Source organism: Paenibacillus sp. R-74696 (assembly GCF_055814915.1).
In genome coordinates this window covers 283,176-301,097 of record NZ_JBPULM010000050.1, presented here as the reverse complement: position 1 = coordinate 301,097, position 17,922 = coordinate 283,176, and the positions used below count along the sequence as shown (strand labels likewise).

The window sequence follows — 17,922 nt, the reverse complement described above, 5'->3', positions numbered from 1 at the left end:
CAAGCCGATAGCGGAAATCGATGATCTTTTGTATACATATTTGTTGAAAAACCGAATATTAACAAGAAATCAATAATAAAGTGTTCGACTTTTGTCACGAAAAGACGGGATACTACTTGATGCGGGCCTCTAAAATTGCTATTATAGCGGTATCATGTTAATAACTAAAGGTGGTTATCCGAAGATGAAGAGAGCATTCAATTTTAATGCAGGACCAGCCGCTTTACCGCTTGAAGTACTTGAGCAGGCTCAGCAGCAATTCGTAGAGTATCAAGGCGCGGGCATGTCCATTATGGAAATGTCGCACCGCAGCGAGCTGTATGAGCAAGTTAACAATGAGACGCAGGCTCTTTTTCGCGAAATTTACGGCATTCCTGACAATTATCATGTTCTGCTGCTGCAAGGCGGCGCAAGCACGCAATTTGCAACCATTCCAATGAATTTTCTCACCCCAGGCAAAGTTGGCGCTTATGTGATGACTGGCGCATGGGCAGAGAAAGCAATCAAGGAAGCGAAGCTTGTTGGCGAGACAGCGATAGCTGCTACTTCAGAGGCTCACAAGTTCAACCGCATTCCGGCACTTTCCGACATTCAGCTGCCTGATCAAGCCGCTTATTTGCACATTACGACAAATGAGACGATTGGCGGTACGCAATTTGCTGAATTCCCGCAAACCGGCAATGTACCGCTAATTGCCGACATGTCGAGTGATATTTTGAGCCGTCCGGTCGATGTCAGTCAGTTCGGACTGATTTATGCAGGAGCTCAGAAAAACCTTGGTCCTTCGGGCGTGACGGTTGTCATCGTTCGTGATGATCTCGTCAAAGAAAGCCCTAAGACGATTCCAGCTATTTTCCGCTATGATACCCATGTGAAAGCAGGCTCGCTGTACAACACGCCGCCTTCCTTCTCGGTTTATATGGTCAATCTGGTGCTGAAATGGATTAAAGCAAGAGGCGGAGTTGCCCAAATCAATCAATATAATCGCGACAAAACAAACCTCATTTACAATACGATTGATCAAAGTGGCGGCTTCTATTATGGCTTTGCAGCTCCGGAAAGCCGTTCGCTCATGAACATTACATTCCGTCTGCAGGATGCAGAGCTTGAGAAGAAATTTATTAAGCAATCGGAAGCAGAAGGTTTTGTTGGCCTGAAAGGACACCGTGATGTTGGCGGGCTTCGCGCTTCGACTTATAATGCGGTTCCACTGGAAAGCTGCAAGGCGCTTGCTGAATTTATGGCTGAATTCCAAAAAAACAACGGTTAATCGCAGCTCCCAGTGCTAAAAGGATAGAAAAACCGCCCGCCCCTTTCACAAATGAAAGGAACGGGCGGTTCTTTCGTGTAATTAGGCAAGGGTTTGCTCCAAAGCGCTTGGGCCATGCAGCTTGTAGCCTACGTTGCGAACGGTCATGATATATTCGGGGGTTCGGGCATTTTTTTCGATTTTATCACGGAGATGGCTAATATGGACGTCTACGATACGGGTATCGCCGAGGAAGTGATAGTCCCATACGCCATGAAGCAGCTGCTGGCGGCTCAGCACCTTGCCTTTATGCTTGCAGAGGAAGACGAGCAGCTCGAATTCCTTCGGCGTCAGCTCGATCAGCTTGCCGTCAATCAGCACTTCCCGCTCATCTGGGCGAACCGACATGCGGCCAATGTCAATGGCACTTGATGGTACGGCTCCAGGCAGCGATTGCAGTCTGCGGAAAATCGCTTGAATGCGCGAAATCAGCTCCTGCGGGCTGAAGGGCTTGGTCATATAATCGTCAGCGCCATTATCGAGGCCGGCAATTTTATCGGTAACATCCTGCAGGGCGGTCAGCATGACGATGGGAACGGCGTTGTTTTGCTTGCGCAGCTCGCGGCATACTTGAATGCCATCCATTTTCGGCAGCATTAAATCGAGAACGATGAGATCTGGTCGAAAGGGGCGCAGCATATCAAACACGGCTTCTCCGTCATCTACGCATCTGACGTCGTATCCGGCTAGCTTCAGGTTGAATTCAATCAGCATGGAGATGGAGGGCTCGTCATCGACGACGAGAATTTTCTTTTTCAACATGTTGTCTTATTAAGCCTCCCTTATCCTAAACATGTCTTTGCTCATAACTACATTATGAAGATAGACGTTCAAGCGGGGATTAAGAGTACGTTAACGGGATGTAAAATTTCATTCCTATTTCAAATAAAATAGTAATTCATGTATAATAGGCAAGGGACAAGGGGTGACAACAAGAAGATGGCATTTCATATTGTGTTAGTAGAACCGGAAATACCCGCTAACACGGGCAATATTGCGCGGACATGTGCGGCAACAGGTGCGCATCTGCATCTGGTGCGTCCGCTGGGCTTTCAAACGGATGACAAGACGCTGAAGCGGGCGGGCCTGGATTATTGGCATGCGGTTCATGTCGAGTACCATGATTCCTTTCAGGAGCTGCAGGAGCAGTATGCTGATGGGCGGTATTTCTATGCCAGTACGCGAGCGGTCAAAGCCTATAATGAGTTTCAGTACCAGGATGGGGATTTTTTCGTATTCGGCAAGGAAACGAAAGGTCTGCCCCAAGAGCTGATTGAGGCGAATTTAAGTACATGCATTCGGATGCCAATGACGGATAAGGTTAGATCGCTTAATTTATCCAATTCGGCGGCGATCGTCGTGTACGAAGCGCTTAGACAGAACGATTTTCCCGGACTGTCTTAAAATAGAGGCGGCTTGCGAATCATTTTAGTTCTTGCAGATTCAAAATTTGTTGGCAAGGTGAAGAATTTACTTAAGGATTTTTTTAACGGATTACTTAAAGAGAGAAGCAACAATGGGGAAACAGAGGCAGAGCGTTAAGGCAATGAACTGTCGGTGTTTCACGAAAATGGCTTGCAAACTAGACACAGGAGAGGTGAACAACGATGAAACCAGCAGGTGTAGTAAGAAAAGTAGATCAACTCGGACGTATCGTTCTTCCAAAATCGTTGCGTAAACGTTACCAGATGAATGAGGGAGATCCGGTTGAAATTTTAGTGCAGGGCGACCATATTATTTTGGAGCGTTACCGTCCGAAATGTGTGTTCTGTGGTTCAATGGAAGAAGTACGCGAGTTTAAAGAACGTTTTTTATGCGGCGTTTGTGTGGCTGAAATGAGCCAGCTCGCCCGCTAACCTCATACATGCTTAATAGGTAGTAAATAGGTAAGAACCAAAAGAAGCTTCCCCATGGAGCAGCTCAGGCTGCGTTCCTTCGGAGAAGCTTCTTTTGGTGTAAGCTGATGGTTCGGCTTACAGGCCTTTGGTTTTGTCATCGTTGTAAGAAGACGTGAACATAGCCGTCAGAAACAAGACGAATACAGTCATTACAATAATGAATGTGATGGACATTAATGGCACCTCCAAAATCCTCATGCAACTGTTTTCATTATACCCAACCTGCCCGAAAAAGAAAACTTTAAATATGGGCTGTACCTTGATAACATAGAGCTATAAGCGTTAAAGCTTGCATCTTAGGAGGAGTCGAACCATGGATTACCGTTTTTCATCACGAGTGACCGCTCTCAAATCATCGGTCGTAAGAGATATACTTAAGCTGACGCAGGGCAAGGATATGATTTCATTCGCTGGCGGGCTGCCGGCCGAGGAGCTGTTCCCCGTGCAGGCCATTCGCGAAGCGGCCGATCGGGTGTTTACGAAGGGCGCAAGTGCTATGCAATACGGTTTGACCGAGGGCTTCTTGCCGCTGCGTGAGCAGCTGTGCGAGCGTATGGGGCACAAGGGCATGAATGTTCGCCCTGACGAAATGCTGCTAACGACAGGCTCCCAGCAGGCGATCAGCCTCATTATTGAAGTGCTGACCGAGCCAGGCGATACGATATTGGTAGAAAGGCCGACTTATCTCGCTTGCTTGCAGGTATTTGAGATGAATGGCTTAAATGTCATTGCAGCGGAAAGCGATGAGCATGGCATTGTAGCCGAGGATGCGGAGCGGCTTATTCGCGAGCATCGTCCAAAGCTTGTGTACGCCGTGCCTACCTTCGGCAATCCGACGGGACGCGTCTGGAGCACAGAGCGCAGACAACAGCTGCTCGCGCTTTGCAGCTCTTATGGTGTGCCGATATTGGAAGATGATCCATACGGAGAAATAAAATATGATGTAAATGCGGTTTATCCGACATTGTTTGCGCTTGATCAGCAAGCTGGCGGTTCGGGCTCGGTTATTTATACGAGCACGTTCTCTAAGACGGTTGCGCCAGGGCTGCGCACAGGTTGGGCAATGGGACCAGCGGAGGTTATTGCGATGATGGCTAAAGCGAAGCAGGCGGCCGATTTGCATTCCAGTGCGATAGATCAGCAAATTGTCAGCGAGCTGCTGGATAGCTTCCCGCTGGATGAGCATATTAAAGTTATCTCTGCTTCATACGGTGAGCGGATGCGCGAAATGCAAGGGCTGCTGGCACAGCAGCATATTGAAGGCTTGCGCTGGATTGAGCCGAAGGGCGGCATGTTCTTATGGCTGGAGCTGCCAGAAGGTCTTGATGCAGAGGCGCTGCTTAGGGCCTCCGTGCAGAAGGGCGTTGCTTTCGTACCCGGAAGCTCCTTCTACGCTTATGACCCGCAGCGCAATACGGCGCGGCTCAACTTTACTTATAACATTGGAGCCAAAACGGCGCTCGGCGTAGAGCGCTTCGCTGAAGCGGTCCGCGAGTTTACGGCCCGCTCCTAACCTGATTGCTTGGCAAAGCGGCGACCCAATCGGCGATGACTTCAGCGTATTCGATCAAGGCGGCTGCTCCAGCGGGTAGCAGCCGGTATTTTCCGCGCTGCTCGCGCTCGAACCAGCCGTAGTGATTGTCGCGCAGCACAGCGCCGCTGCGCGGGAAGCTCGTCAGTGCAGCAACCTGGCTAGGCGATTGCGCCTCCCCCAGCTGCTGGAGCGCGTAGGCGCAGCGCAGCGCCTTCTCGCGATAGGCGGTCACCAGCTTGCGGCCGGTACTGCCGCCTACATTATAATCGCCGCTGCGCTCGCGAAATTCAAGAAGCAGCCTAGCCTGCTTCTTGCGGCGGGTTCCGCGCTGCGGCGCCTCGCCAGACTCGCACAGCACATCAATGACAGGCGCCTTCGTCTTGAAGAAGGTGACGGTCATCAGGCCAATGCCGAGCATGCGGCACAGCTCGGTAATTTCACCGAAGCGCTGGTTGTGTGCGCCGCTTTTTTTACGATTGCGCTCGACTGCGAGCACAACTTGATCATTTATACGAAGGCGTTCAATCCCCTGCAGCAGCAGGGCGAGATTGAACGTCTTTTTCATTTCAACGATAATGGTTTCTTCGGTATCGGCGTGCCTGGCAACGAGATCGCAGTGCAGCACCTCGCTTTTGACGACGAAGCCGCGCGCCTCATAATAAGCTTTTATCGGCTTGTAAAGCTCCTCTTCCTTACCTACTGCCACGTGCATTCCCCCACTTTCTTCTAAACTATTATAACAAAAGGATAGGGAGCGCGGGCAGATCGAATGGATTTGTCCAAGGTGAAACGGCCGAAAGCCGTCCTCTGGCGGCGAGGCGCGTTTCAGTCCGAGAAATATAAGCCCATTTATAAGGGTAAAACTTATAAATGCTTATATTTCAAGCAAACCCGCGCTGCAAGCGTACTTGTCGCAATATGCATGATTACCGCCTAAAATAGTGGTCAATTTCCACGCGGAATACGCATAGACATGTAATACTTCAATAAAGTTTGTTCCACTCGCAAAGGTTCTTACAAGCAAATGCCGAGCGAAGAGAAAAAATTGCGTATTGCGGAAGCGATGGGAGGAGGCACGGCATGGACATTTTCAAGCGAATATCGGAGTACCAAGCAGAGAGTGAGAAGCTGGCCTGGATTGGATCTTTCAAGGAGTATATCGAACTGCTGAGACAGGATCCATCCCCGGCCATGACGGCGCACGCGCGTGTCTATGAAATGATTGAATCCTATGGAGTCGAGGAGAGGGATGGGAAGAAGCGGTACAAATTTTTCGAGCAAGAAATTTATGGGCTGGACCGCTCTGTTGAAAAGCTTGTGGAGGAATATTTCCACTCCTCGGCGCGAAGGCTTGATGTGCGCAAACGGATTTTGCTTCTCATGGGCCCTGTCAGCGGAGGAAAATCGACGCTGGTTACGATGCTCAAAAAGGGGCTTGAGAAATATTCCAGAACGAAACGCGGCGCCGTCTATGCGATTAAAGGCTGCCCGATGCATGAAGAGCCGCTGCATCTCATTCCGCATGAGCTTAGAGGCGAGATTGAGCAGGAGATTGGAGTTAGGATCGAAGGCAATCTATGCCCTTCCTGCCAGATGAGGCTGCAAACCGAATATGGCGGCGATATTCAAAATGTTCAGGTGGAGCGCGTATTCATCTCTGAGGATAACCGTGTTGGTATCGGAACCTTTAGTCCGTCTGATCCAAAATCGCAGGACATTGCCGATCTCACCGGCAGCATTGATTTTTCCACAATTACGGAATTTGGCTCGGAATCCGATCCGCGGGCTTATCGCTTTGACGGCGAGCTGAACAAGGCGAACCGGGGACTTATGGAGTTTCAAGAGATGCTGAAATGCGATGAAAAGTTTTTGTGGAACCTGCTGTCCTTGACGCAGGAGGGCAATTTTAAAGCGGGACGGTTTGCGCTCATTTCCGCTGATGAATTAATTATTGCCCACACGAACGAGACGGAGTACAAATCCTTCATTAGCAATAAGAAAAATGAAGCGCTCCAGTCGCGGATGATCGTCATGCCGATTCCGTATAACCTGAAGGTATCCGAGGAAGAAAAAATTTATACGAAGCTCATCGGCCAGAGCGACATGAAGCATATTCACATTGCGCCGCATGCTTTGCGGGCTGCTGCTATTTTCTCCATCCTTACCCGTCTGAAGGAGACGAAAAAGCAGGGCATGGATTTGGTGAAGAAGATGCGGATGTACGACGGCGAAGAAATTGAAGGCTTTAAGGATGCCGATCTTAAGGAGATGCAGACCGAATATAACGAGGAAGGCATGTCTGGCATCGATCCCCGCTATGTCATCAACCGGATTTCGAGCGCGCTGATCAAGCAGGATATGCAGTGCATTAATGCGCTAGATGTGCTGCGCGGCTTGAAGGATGGCCTCGACCAGCATCCATCCATCACGAAGGAGGAGCGGGAGCGTTATTTGAACTTTATTTCGGTTGCCCGCAAGGAATACGATGGCCTGGCCAAAAAAGAAATTCAGAAGGCCTTCGTTTATTCCTATGAGGAGTCGGCGCGCACGCTGTTTGAAAACTACCTCGACAACATCGAGGCTTATTGCAACTGGGCTAAAATCAAAGACCCGCTCACTGGCGAGGAGCTTGATCCGGATGAGCGCCTGATGCGTTCTATTGAGGAGCAGATCGGCGTTTCTGAAAATGCGAAAAAAGCGTTCCGCGAAGAAATTTTGATTCGCATCTCTTCTTATTCCCGCAAAGGGAAAAAATTCGATTTCACCAGCCACGAGCGGCTGCGTGAAGCGGTGGAGAAGAAGCTGTTCACCGATCTGAAGGACATCGTGAAAATTACGACCTCCACGAAGACGCCGGATGAAATCCAGCTCAAGCGGATTAATGAAGTGACGAAGCGGTTAATAGATGAGCACGGCTATTGCCCGGTATGCGCCAATGAGCTGCTGCGTTATGTAGGCAGTCTGCTTAATCGCTAACGAACCCAATAGGAGTGTATCAGGAAGTTCGGTGGAGCAGCTGCCCACCGAACTTCTTGGCGTTGCCTAGATGAGGAATCGTTGTGAATGAGCTATAATAGGTTGATAGGACTGGAAAAATGGGACTATAGATTCAGCTTTTTATTCGATTTTTGTAGAGATCTAGACAAATTCTCTTGAATTATTAAAGAAATGTCTACCTATATGAAGCTGAATGCCGATATACTTAATATAGCAGTTGTTATTTATTTAGAGACAGGGGGTTTTTCAATGATTAATGTCACAGTAGAACGTAAGCGACAGCTGGATTATACAGGAATCAAGGAACAGGATTTACAGCTACTTTCCGAGTGCAAGCCTATTTTTAAGCAGGTAGTCAATGAGGTTGTTGATCGCTTTTACGATAATGTGGGACTCTATCCCGAAATGGTAGCTTTAATGAAGAAATTCAGCAATGTGGATCGTTTGAAAGGAACGCAGCGTGAATACTGGCTGTCCCTTGCAGACGGTGTAATTGATGAAGCGTTTATAGAAAACCGAATTAAAATCGGGCTCGTGCATTCTCGAATCGGCCTGACAACCGACTGGTATCTAGGTACATATATGACTTACTTGAACATTGCAACGGATGTATTTGAACGTGTGCTGCCAGATGGATGGAAGCCGGTTATTCACTCGCTGTCCAAGATGTTTAATCTGGACTCGCAATTCGTGCTTGAAGCCTATAACCGCGCAGAGCAGACGAAGGTGCAGGAGCTTGCGGATGAGCGTGCAATTATGCTGACAACGGTAACGGAAGCGGTGCAGCAGCTCGCAGGCCTCATGGTCGAGCTGGAAGAGGGCGCCCAGTCGATTGCTGCAACAGCGCTGTCTACTTCGGATTCACAAGAGAAAGCGCATTCTTTGCTTGGCGAGCTGCAGGGTGAGCTGGACGGCATTACGGAGATGGGGACGATGATTCGGGAAATAGCCGATCAGACGCATTTGCTGGGGCTAAATGCCGCCATTGAAGCGGCAAGAGCCGGGGATCATGGCCGAGGCTTCGAGGTTGTTGCCAATGAGGTGCGCAAGCTGGCCGCGTCGTCACGCGGAGCCCAGGAAACGATTCAAAACAAGCTTAGTGAAATTGAGAAAAAGGTGAATTCGGTCCGCAAGGAGTCCGATCAGACGTCGGCAGAAGCGCGTAATCAAGCGGCAAAATCGCAGGAGCTTGCTGCTTTTGTGAAAATGGTCGATGACGTCGCCAAAGATTTGAGCAAGCTTAATGCAGCATCCGAATAGACCGTATTTTGTAGAAGATAACCTTATAAAAAAGCCGAAATCCTCAAGCACGAGGTTTTCGGCTTTTTTATATGACATATAAGTTGACATGAATATTCGGTTTTAGTATGATTGAGCTACAGAAATGGACGGTTTTATGAAATTTAACGTCATAAAAACTAACATTGATATGCCGTTGAATCAAAAACGATCATTATTGTTACAGGATTTAGATGTAAGGTTGAGCCATCTTGGAGGAGGCGGTTGGCATGTCGACGGCCAGACAGTCGCAGTCGCATTATTATGATTCACAATCATTTTATGACGAAATGTTTGAGAAGGATTTTTCGGTTCGTCCCCACTATGAAAGTGTTCATCGCTTGTTCGGGAAAATTAAGCCTTCTGAGCTGAACATTCGTCAGCATGCCCTTAATCAGCGAATGATGGAGGAAGGCATTACCTTCACGCTGTACAGCAGCAATCAAAATGAGCCTCTGGAGCGGACGATTCCGTTCGACTATATTCCCCGTGTCATTCCCCGGCATGAGTGGGACAATATTGACCGCGGCGTGCGTCAGCGCATTCGCGCGCTTAACGCCTTCACCCATGACATCTACCATCAGCAGCACATTGTAAAAGATGGCGTTATCCCCCGCAAAATGATCGTGTCCAATACTTATTTCCGCCCGGAAATGGTTGGACTGGATGTGCCGTCAGGCGTGTACATTACAGCCTCGGGCATCGATTTGATCCGAGATGAGAAGGGACGTTATTTCGTGCTGGAGGACAATTTGCGTTCTCCTTCCGGCTTCTCTTACTTGTTCAAAGGCAGAACGCTGATGAGCGAGCTGTTTCATGACCTGTATTTGTCCTCGTCTGTCCAGAGCATCGAGCGCAGCCTCAACTGCTTCCTCAGCTCGCTTCGCGCGCTTGCCCCGAGCGGCAAGCGCGATCCGCTTATTGTGCTGCTTACGCCGGGCTCCTACAACTCGGCCTATTATGAGCATACTTTCCTCGCTCAGCAGCTTGGCATTCATCTTGTGGAGGGTCGTGATCTCGTTTATAAGGATCACAACATTTATTTGCGGGATTTGCGCGGGCTTCGCAAGGTGGATGTTATTTATCGGCGGATCGATGATGAGTTTATAGATCCGCTTGCTTTTCAACCGGATTCGCTGCTAGGCGTTCCTGGGCTGATGAATGCGTATCGTGCAGGCAATGTGGCGATTGCCAACGCTCCAGGCACTGGGGTTGCCGACGATAAGGCTGTGTATGCGTATGTGCCGGATATGATTCGCTATTATTTGGGCGAAGAGCCGATTTTGCATAATGTGCCAACCTATATTTTGTCGCGCAAGGAAGAGCGGGAATATGTGCTGGATCATCTCTCGGAGCTGGTCGTCAAGGAAACCTCGCTTTCCGGCGGCTATGGCATGCTAATTGGCCCAAGCGCGACAGCAGCTGAAATCAAAGCATTTGCTGAAGCGATTAAGCTCGATCCAGAGCGGTATATCGCCCAGACGACGATGAAGCTTTCGCGAGCGCCGGTAATGATGGATGGCGTCATGGCACCGCGCCATATTGATTTAAGAGCTTTTGCGCTAATGGGCGAGGAAACGCATGTCATACCTGGCGGGCTGACACGTGTCGCAATGACGGAAGGCTCGCTCGTCGTCAATTCATCGCAAGGCGGCGGGGTTAAGGATACATGGGTACTCAGCCGCTAAGCCTGAATACTTCGAAACCTCGAAGCGGTAATGCTGCTAAGCCGGTGAGCCGGCAGGGAACAATGAGGCGGGAAGCCCAATAATCGGAGGGATGGCTATGCTTAATCGGAATGCTGAGGCATTATTTTGGATTGGACGCTACATGGAACGGGCGGAAAACCATGCGCGTTTAATCGATGTCCACTATCATTTGCAGGCAGAGGATGGTGCAGATTCGGAGGCGGTGGTTCAAGGGCAGGGAGCTGCTGCTCCGACCTGCAAATGGTCGCGCATCGTGGATGCGCTGGGCAGCAGGGAGTCCTATGTCCAGCAATACGGCAGCTACAGCGAGCAGGATGTGCTGCGGTATATGACACTTGACCGCGACAATTCGAATTCACTTGTGTCCTGCGTCAGCCATGCCCGGGGCAATCTGCGTACGCTGCGCGAGAAGGTGCCGAGCGAGATGTGGGATGCGGTCAACGGCTTTTATTTGTGGCTGAGGGAGAAGCAGCCAGAGGATTTAATTTCAGAATCGCCGCATTTATTTTTCGGCAAAATCAAGGAATGGACGGCGTTGTTCCAAGGCATCAGCCAGTCTGTCATGCCACGTGAGAATGAGTGGCATTTTATCGAATGCGGCCGCTATCTGGAGCGGGCTGAAAACACGCTGCGCATTATTAAAGCAGCTTATAATACGGTCATGGCGAGCGGAGAGAGCTGGAGCAATGCGACAGGCGCATATTCATACTTGCAGGCCATGCTGCGATCGCTGAGCGGCTATCAGGTGTTCCGGCGTTATTATGCCGATGGCATGTCGGTGGAATCGATAGTCGATTTTGTCATCTTGAATGAAGTGTTCCCGAGGTCGGTGCATTTTGCGCTGCATACGCTGGATGAGCATATGCGGGATATACGTTTTCAGGATATGCAGCTGCGTTCGGCGCATGACAAGGTTATTCGTCAGGTAAGCAAGGTGAAGGCGGATCTGGCCTGCCTGGATCGGGAAGATGTTGCGCTGGACCGTGACGGGGCAATCGTCGGCCATTTGCTGGATGCTTGCCAGACGCTGGGCGGCACCTTCGCCAAAACCTTTTTTCGCATGGGGGAGGCCAGTGCATGAAGCTGAATATTTCGCATGTGACGCAATACGATTATGGCACGCCGGTTACGGACAGTGTCAATGAAATTCGGCTGACGCCGAGCACGGATGAACGCCAGTCTTGCTATCAGCAGTCCATTGCGATTGAGCCGAATGCGCCGCTGTTCAGCTATGAGGATTTTTTCGGCAATCGGGTTCATTCGTTTTCGGTGAACGGCTCGCACCGCAAGCTGACGATTCGCTCGCAAATGACCGTTGTGACGAAGGAGGCACTTACACCGGAGCAGCAGGCCGCAGCTCTGAACGGCGGCGGAGCAGCCGAAGTCGCTTGGGAGTGGCTGCAGTCAGAGGATGCGGGCAATCGTTTCGTGGAGTTTCTGCTGCCTACCGCCTATACAGCGCTGAGTCCGGAAGTCGAGATGTATGCAGTGGGCGTAGAGGATCGGAAAAATAATGGGCTGAGCGTATATGGCTGGCTGCTGGCGCTCTCCCAAAAAATTCACGCCGAGTTCGTCTATGATTCAGATGCTACTACTGTGGAGACGAAGGCGAGCGACATGTTTGAACGCAGGAGGGGCGTATGCCAGGATTTTGCCCATCTGATGATTGCCTGCTCCCGCTCTCAACAGGTTCCCGCCCGCTATGTGAGCGGCTATCATTTCGTTGGCGATTTGCAAGGCGGAACAGCAGATTTCGAGCAGGCATCCCATGCATGGGTGGAAGCATATGTACCGTCGCTCGGCTGGTGCAGCTTCGATCCGACGAATGAAGCTCCTGTTGGCGAGCGTTACGTAAAGCTGGGCCATGGACGCGATTATAAAGATATCGTTCCGGTAAAAGGCGTTTATCGCGGAAGCGGGCAGCAGATGCTTAAGGTGACGGTGGATGTGCGCAATGTAGAGGAATGAAGCGGGGAAATTTGAGAAAAGCCCTATGGGCGCATGGCTGTTGCTGCTTAAGCTTTGATGCAGCTGCACATGCGCCTGAAGGGCTTTTTTGTAAATATAGGAAAGTAAATGATTTCGTCATACTTTCTCTATATTTCATCGCGAAACGAAAGCATTGCCGCCAGAGGACGGCAATGCCGTTTACGCTTGTATGTTTTTGGAAGGCCTAAATTCGAAGGCTTGGATTATTGGACAATGGTGAAATCATCAAAGTTCAAGCGGCTGCCGGATGTGCCGGCGACTACGATTTTGAAGCGTACCGCTGCACTTTCATTTACAGTAATCGTCTGTTCGGTTAACGACTGGCTGCTGGAGTAAGTGCTGCCGACATCCGTCCAAGTGGAGCCGCTATTAAGCGACTTCTGAAGCTTCCATGTCGCTCCCGTATCACTGCCAAAGCTCGCATGCTTTACTTTGACGCTGGTCGCGCCGCCTGTCACATTGAAATTCATATAGATGGTGCCTGCTGCCCTGACTCTCGCGGCTTTGGTTCCGTTTTTCTTATCTGTAGCTAGATCGCCAAGCAGCGCATTATCAAAGGTCCACGAGCCTGAGCCGAGCGTAACCGAACCTACCGTATAGGCTGCTTTCGTGCCCGTCTCGAAGGTTTCGTTTACAGCTCCGGATGTTGGCGGCTGGGACGTTGAGGCATAGCCGTAGGAGCCTTGCTTGAAGGTGGAGCTGTCCCACCATTTGTAGCCGGCAGCCGGTGTTGCCCATGGTTCAGCCTGCGGCTGGGTTGACGTTTGCGGCGTTTCTATAGCAAGCAGCGCTGTTGCATTGTCAAGCGTGAGGCCGCTTACTTGATTCAGTGCTGTGTAGCTTTCTTTAACAGCAAGCCAGTCCACAAGCTGCACGAGCAGCGCGCCATTGCTTGCTTCTGTGAAGCCGTCGTAAGTCGTTTTGGTGCCGCCTGTTTCCTCGCGCAAATATTTAGGCGTACTATCTTCGACAGGAGAAGAGTCGCCGATAACGGCTACTTTGCCGAGGCTGTTTTTTCCAATTGCCACATAAGGGCCTTCAGCAATTCCTCCGCCATTATAGACACCTTGATCGACCGCATTGCCCCAAGCAGCCGAAGTCTGCTGCATGTAGACGATTCCCTTTGCTTTAGTCGGATCTGTAATGGCGATGGTCGATCCGGCATGCATCGTCACCGAAGTAACGCCGCTAGTAATGCCAAAAGATTGTGACGACGGCACGATCGTTCCTGAGTTTACATTGCCTAGCGCATTGTAACGGATGCGCATGCCGAAGTTGCTCGACAGCCAGTCGGAGCTGGCTACACCCTGCATAGCGGTTGAACTGGCTTCCGCTGTGCTCATGCCCAGCGCAGGATTTGACCACGCTCCCCGTCTGTAGCCGTTGAATACTTCAGAGGAATCCCATCTGTTTTTATTGCGATCCGCGTTATAGTGGTCTGCGATGAAGAAAATGCTGCCTCCGCCCTGGACATACGAAAGCATAGCCTGCTGCTCGCTCGTCTTGAACGGCACGTTCGCTTCAGGAATAACGAAGACGTCATAGCCGCTTAAGTCTGTTAGCGTAATCGGGCCGCTTTTGCGAAGCTCCTTGACGTAATAGCCTCGGCCTGCAAGAGCTTGTCCAAAATCGGAAAAGCCGCCGTCGATGACCCAATCTGCCGCCCCTGCTGTTTGGGCATGGGCATTGTCGAACAGAATTTTTTTGCCGTTGGCACTTCCTGAGGGCTGTAGGACGGGAGCTGGATCAGATGGCCCTTCCGCTAAGGAAACTGCCGTACCCGCTGACAAAGACATTGCTAAGATAAGTGCTCCTGCCGTCAATCGCTTCAAAAAATTACCCTTCATCATCAAACCTCCGCTTCTAGTAGTTGGTTCAATTAGAGCGGCTTCCTTGGTTGGAAGCATAAGGTAATTGTACTATTTTTTCTAAATAATAGAAATAGATTCGCGTGAGAAAACCAGTACATAAAATGTTAAGTTTATGTAAGGGATGTTGGAAGAGTTGCTAATCGTTGCTGAACAGCTCGTTCAATACATTTTTTCTATTTTCAAGAAAGCGTCTGGTTAGCTGGTAGTGTGCCGTGTCCTCGTAGCGAATTTCTTCAACGGGTTTGGCGTCAAAATTGTAAATTTGCGCGTTCGGATACCCAAGCAAGATCGGCGAGTGAGTCGCAATGATAAATTGGGCATCGTGCTCCAAATCTTTAATGACGCGAAGCAGCGCGAGCTGGCGGGCTGGAGAAAGCGCAGCCTCGGGCTCGTCGAGCAAATAGATCGCTTTTTTGCCAAAACGGTGCTTAAACAACGATAGAAAGGCTTCGCCATGTGACTGCTCATGCAGCGATTTGCCCCCGTAATAGGGCAGGCTTTCGGGCATTGTATCAAGATAAGAGGCGAATTGATAGAACGTTTCTGCGCGCAGGAAAAAGCCATTCGTGAGCTTGGGCATCCAGGAAAGCCGGATATAGGGACCAAGTGCGGATTCAGAGGCATCCACGTCGTAGATGTTGTTTCGCCCGCCACCAGCGGTGTTAAAGCTGCATTGATAGGCCATAGCCTCTAAAAAGGTGGACTTTCCGGAACCATTTTCGCCTACAAAGAAGGTGATATGGGTATGAAAATGAAGCTTGCTCATTGACCGGATGACAGGTATGGAAAAGGGATAAGTGCTGTAATTGGGAATACGCTCCTTGAGCAGCTCTGCACTCCGTAAATACAAGGCGTTCAGCTCCTTTGGCAGAAGGGGTAGTTTATTTTAGTTTAACAGATAGAAGGTGGGGGTGCATGTGGAGGGGCAAGGGGGGGAATATTTTGCGAATTATTGTGATAGTCCAAGGTCTGAAAAACATATGACCTAATATAGACTATTAAGTTTAAGGGGGATGTTCTTGTTGGGTTCCTATAAGAAGCGAATGAGCAAAATATCCTCATGCGATAATCCGAAACGTAAGCCGAGAAAAAAAGCTAGATGCGAGCATAAGAAAAAACGTCCTTGTAAACGAAAAACCGCTCATAAACATAGATTTCCGGAGCCGCAATGCTGTCCTGTTCCTGTTTTAGGGCCGACTGGCCCTCCGGGTCCAAGGGGTGCTGATGGCAAGCGTGGGCCTCAAGGTGTGCAGGGAGAGCAGGGCTTTGAAGGGATGAAGGGAGCAGATGGCCCGCTCGGGATGACTGGAGCTACCGGAGCGACGGGAGCTACAGGTGGGGAAGGCGCTGCAGGAGTTACTGGCCCGACAGGAGCTACAGGGGCAACTGGAGTTACTGGGCCGACTGGCAGCACGACGGGTCTAACAGGAGCAACCGGCGTGACGGGACCGACTGGGACGACGGGGGTTAGCGGGGTAACAGGAATAACGGGAGCGACAGGGATAACCGGATCGACGGGAGCAACCGGACCAACGGGTGGCGCAACGGGAGATACTGGTGCAACAGGCTCAACAGGCGAGACCGGTGCGACAGGAATAACAGGAGTGACAGGAATAACAGGAGTGACTGGGCAAACAGGTTCAATAGGAAATACAGGGGCCACTGGCCTGACAGGAGCAACCGGAGCGACGGGTGATATAGGAGCAACGGGAACAACCGGTCAAACAGGAGTAACAGGAAATACAGGGGTCACGGGCGTGACTGGACAAACGGGAACAACAGGTACGACTGGTACTACTGGTGTGACTGGACCGACAGGTCCAACCGGGGCAACAGGAACAACGGGCCCTACAGGAACGACTGGACAAACAGGTGCGACGGGCGAAACGGGAGCGATAGGAATCACAGGAGCAACAGGTCCAACGGGAGCAACCGGGTCAACAGGCGATACAGGAGCAACGGGAAACACAGGAGCGACGGGTCCAACGGGTGTAACCGGGTCAACAGGCGAGACAGGAGCAACGGGTCTGACGGGAGCAACCGGGTTAACAGGCGATACAGGAGTAACGGGAAACACGGGAGCAACCGGGTCAACGGGAGCAACCGGGTCAACGGGAGCAACCGGTTCAACAGGCGACACTGGAGAAACTGGGAACACAGGAGCGACGGGCCTAACGGGAGCAACCGGGTTAACAGGCGGGACCGGAGCAACGGGAAACACGGGAGCTACGGGGTCGACGGGAGCAACCGGGTCAACAGGCGAGACAGGAGCAACGGGAAGCACAGGATTGACGGGCCTAACGGGAGCAACAGGTTCAACAGGCGAGACAGGAGCAACTGGGAACACAGGAGCGACGGGCCTAACGGGAGCAACAGGTGCTACGGGAGTGACAGGAGCGACAGGAAACACAGGAGCGACCGGTCCAACCGGAGCCACGGGATCTACAGGTGAAACAGGAGTGACAGGAATAACAGGAGCAACTGGTCCAACCGGAGCCACGGGAGCCACTGGCGTAACCGGGGCGACTGGCGCAACGGGAGCAACCGGAATTACAGGTGTAACTGGTTTAACAGGTACGACTGGTCCGACAGGGGCAACTGGGGTCACAGGCGAAACGGGTGCAACGGGAATTACAGGTACGACTGGTCCAACAGGAGCTACGGGAATAACAGGAGCGACAGGTCTAACAGGAGCAACGGGCCTGACAGGAGCAACGGGCCTGACAGGAGCGACAGGTCTAACAGGAGCAACAGGAGCAACGGGCCTGACAGGAGCGACAGGTCTAACAGGAGCAACAGGCCTGACAGGAGCAACGGGGCCTAACTTTGCTACGCAAGGGTTTTCAGCGTTTCTTGCAACGCTTTCGACTTCTGCTAGTACGCAGCTAACGAATTGGTCAACGGCTAGTCCCTATTTTAGCGATCCCAATTTTAATGCGGTTACAGGCAATTATACGGTGCCTGTAACAGGAAGGTATGCAATTAAGGCCACTATCAACTATGCAACTACGGCTGTTCTTTCAATTACCCTTGGAGCAGCCGTTAATCCGGCTTTTGTTGTCCAGCGGACCTCGCCTATTGCCACGGCCCTGATCACAGGGCTGTTCCCGGTTCTCAATGTCAACATTGCTCTTGTCTTAACCTTAAGAGCGATTCTAGGCAGTGGAACGGTCACTTTAGCTGGAGACGTGACGCTTAATGCTGGCGATGTAATCGGTCTATTTTACGCAGCAAATGGGCTTACTCTGTCCTTGAACTTAGGCAGTGGTGCAACCAATGGTATCGTTTGGTCCATACACGAATTGACCTAACGCAGGAAGGCTGCTATTAGTCCGAA

The 17,922-nt window shown here is 50.9% G+C and carries 14 protein-coding genes; 10 read left to right on the top strand and 4 right to left on the bottom strand.

Annotated elements, in window-relative coordinates:
- Nucleotides 1–184 precede the first annotated feature (184 nt).
- Nucleotides 185–1,270, top strand: coding sequence for a 3-phosphoserine/phosphohydroxythreonine transaminase (gene serC / locus ACSR9A_RS29810; protein ID WP_341281608.1), 1,086 nt, complete (start codon nucleotides 185–187; stop codon nucleotides 1,268–1,270).
- An 81-nt stretch (nucleotides 1,271–1,351) separates the two neighbouring features.
- Here serC and ACSR9A_RS29805 read toward each other — a convergent pair whose 3' ends face one another.
- A complete protein-coding gene (locus ACSR9A_RS29805) occupies nucleotides 1,352–2,071 on the bottom strand; it encodes a response regulator (RefSeq protein WP_338555107.1) in 720 nt (239 codons plus the stop codon).
- A 177-nt stretch (nucleotides 2,072–2,248) separates the two neighbouring features.
- On the opposite strand from ACSR9A_RS29805, the gene trmL reads away from it, so the two are divergent.
- The 3 genes from trmL to ACSR9A_RS29790 all read left to right on the top strand — a co-directional run bounded on the left by trmL (nucleotide 2,249) and on the right by ACSR9A_RS29790 (nucleotide 4,720).
- Entirely contained in the window at nucleotides 2,249–2,713 is a 465-nt protein-coding gene (gene trmL / locus ACSR9A_RS29800) for a tRNA (uridine(34)/cytosine(34)/5-carboxymethylaminomethyluridine(34)-2'-O)-methyltransferase TrmL (RefSeq protein WP_338555108.1), read from the top strand.
- Nucleotides 2,714–2,916: 203 nt separating this feature from the next.
- Nucleotides 2,917–3,165, top strand: a complete 249-nt coding sequence (locus tag ACSR9A_RS29795; RefSeq protein WP_046228684.1) for an AbrB/MazE/SpoVT family DNA-binding domain-containing protein — start codon at nucleotides 2,917–2,919, stop codon at nucleotides 3,163–3,165.
- A 355-nt stretch (nucleotides 3,166–3,520) separates the two neighbouring features.
- Nucleotides 3,521–4,720: an aminotransferase-like domain-containing protein gene (locus ACSR9A_RS29790; protein ID WP_473762076.1), complete on the top strand. Its 1,200-nt coding sequence runs from the start codon at nucleotides 3,521–3,523 to the stop codon at nucleotides 4,718–4,720.
- Here the strand turns inward: ACSR9A_RS29790 and ACSR9A_RS29785 are convergent.
- Nucleotides 4,704–5,447, bottom strand: coding sequence for a DUF2161 family putative PD-(D/E)XK-type phosphodiesterase (locus ACSR9A_RS29785; RefSeq protein WP_473762074.1), 744 nt, complete (start codon nucleotides 5,445–5,447; stop codon nucleotides 4,704–4,706). The two genes, ACSR9A_RS29790 and ACSR9A_RS29785, sit on opposite strands and share 17 nt — an antisense overlap.
- A gap of 374 nt (nucleotides 5,448–5,821) precedes the next feature.
- Here ACSR9A_RS29785 and ACSR9A_RS29780 point away from each other — a divergent pair, with 374 nt between their 5' ends.
- The 5 genes from ACSR9A_RS29780 (at nucleotide 5,822) to ACSR9A_RS29760 (ending at nucleotide 12,693) form a co-directional block, all read left to right on the top strand.
- The gene (locus ACSR9A_RS29780) at nucleotides 5,822–7,717 is read left to right on the top strand and encodes a PrkA family serine protein kinase (protein WP_473762071.1); all 1,896 of its coding nucleotides are present in this window, start codon (nucleotides 5,822–5,824) and stop codon (nucleotides 7,715–7,717) included.
- Between the two features lie 270 nt (nucleotides 7,718–7,987).
- Nucleotides 7,988–8,998 (top strand): protoglobin domain-containing protein, encoded by a 1,011-nt coding sequence (locus ACSR9A_RS29775; protein WP_473762069.1) that lies wholly within the window; start codon nucleotides 7,988–7,990, stop codon nucleotides 8,996–8,998.
- A gap of 248 nt (nucleotides 8,999–9,246) precedes the next feature.
- Entirely contained in the window at nucleotides 9,247–10,704 is a 1,458-nt protein-coding gene (locus ACSR9A_RS29770) for a circularly permuted type 2 ATP-grasp protein (protein WP_341281613.1), read from the top strand.
- 97 nt (nucleotides 10,705–10,801) lie between these two features.
- The gene (locus tag ACSR9A_RS29765; RefSeq protein WP_341281614.1) at nucleotides 10,802–11,806 is read left to right on the top strand and encodes an alpha-E domain-containing protein; all 1,005 of its coding nucleotides are present in this window, start codon (nucleotides 10,802–10,804) and stop codon (nucleotides 11,804–11,806) included.
- The gene (locus ACSR9A_RS29760) at nucleotides 11,803–12,693 is read left to right on the top strand and encodes a transglutaminase family protein (RefSeq protein WP_473762066.1); all 891 of its coding nucleotides are present in this window, start codon (nucleotides 11,803–11,805) and stop codon (nucleotides 12,691–12,693) included. The genes ACSR9A_RS29765 and ACSR9A_RS29760 overlap by 4 nt, the downstream gene beginning before the upstream one ends.
- Nucleotides 12,694–12,917: 224 nt before the next feature.
- Here the strand turns inward: ACSR9A_RS29760 and ACSR9A_RS29755 are convergent, their stop codons facing one another.
- Together ACSR9A_RS29755 and ACSR9A_RS29750 are read right to left on the bottom strand one after the other, a co-directional pair.
- Nucleotides 12,918–14,561, bottom strand: coding sequence for an Ig domain protein group 2 domain protein (locus ACSR9A_RS29755; RefSeq protein ID WP_473762064.1), 1,644 nt, complete (start codon nucleotides 14,559–14,561; stop codon nucleotides 12,918–12,920).
- Nucleotides 14,562–14,721: 160 nt separating this feature from the next.
- Nucleotides 14,722–15,435, bottom strand: coding sequence for an AAA family ATPase (locus tag ACSR9A_RS29750; RefSeq protein WP_473762062.1), 714 nt, complete (start codon nucleotides 15,433–15,435; stop codon nucleotides 14,722–14,724).
- Nucleotides 15,436–15,859: 424 nt separating this feature from the next.
- Here ACSR9A_RS29750 and ACSR9A_RS29745 point away from each other — a divergent pair, with 424 nt between their 5' ends.
- Complete coding sequence (locus ACSR9A_RS29745) at nucleotides 15,860–17,896, top strand: beta strand repeat-containing protein (RefSeq protein ID WP_473762060.1); 2,037 nt, start codon at nucleotides 15,860–15,862, stop codon at nucleotides 17,894–17,896.
- Nucleotides 17,897–17,922 lie beyond the last annotated feature (26 nt).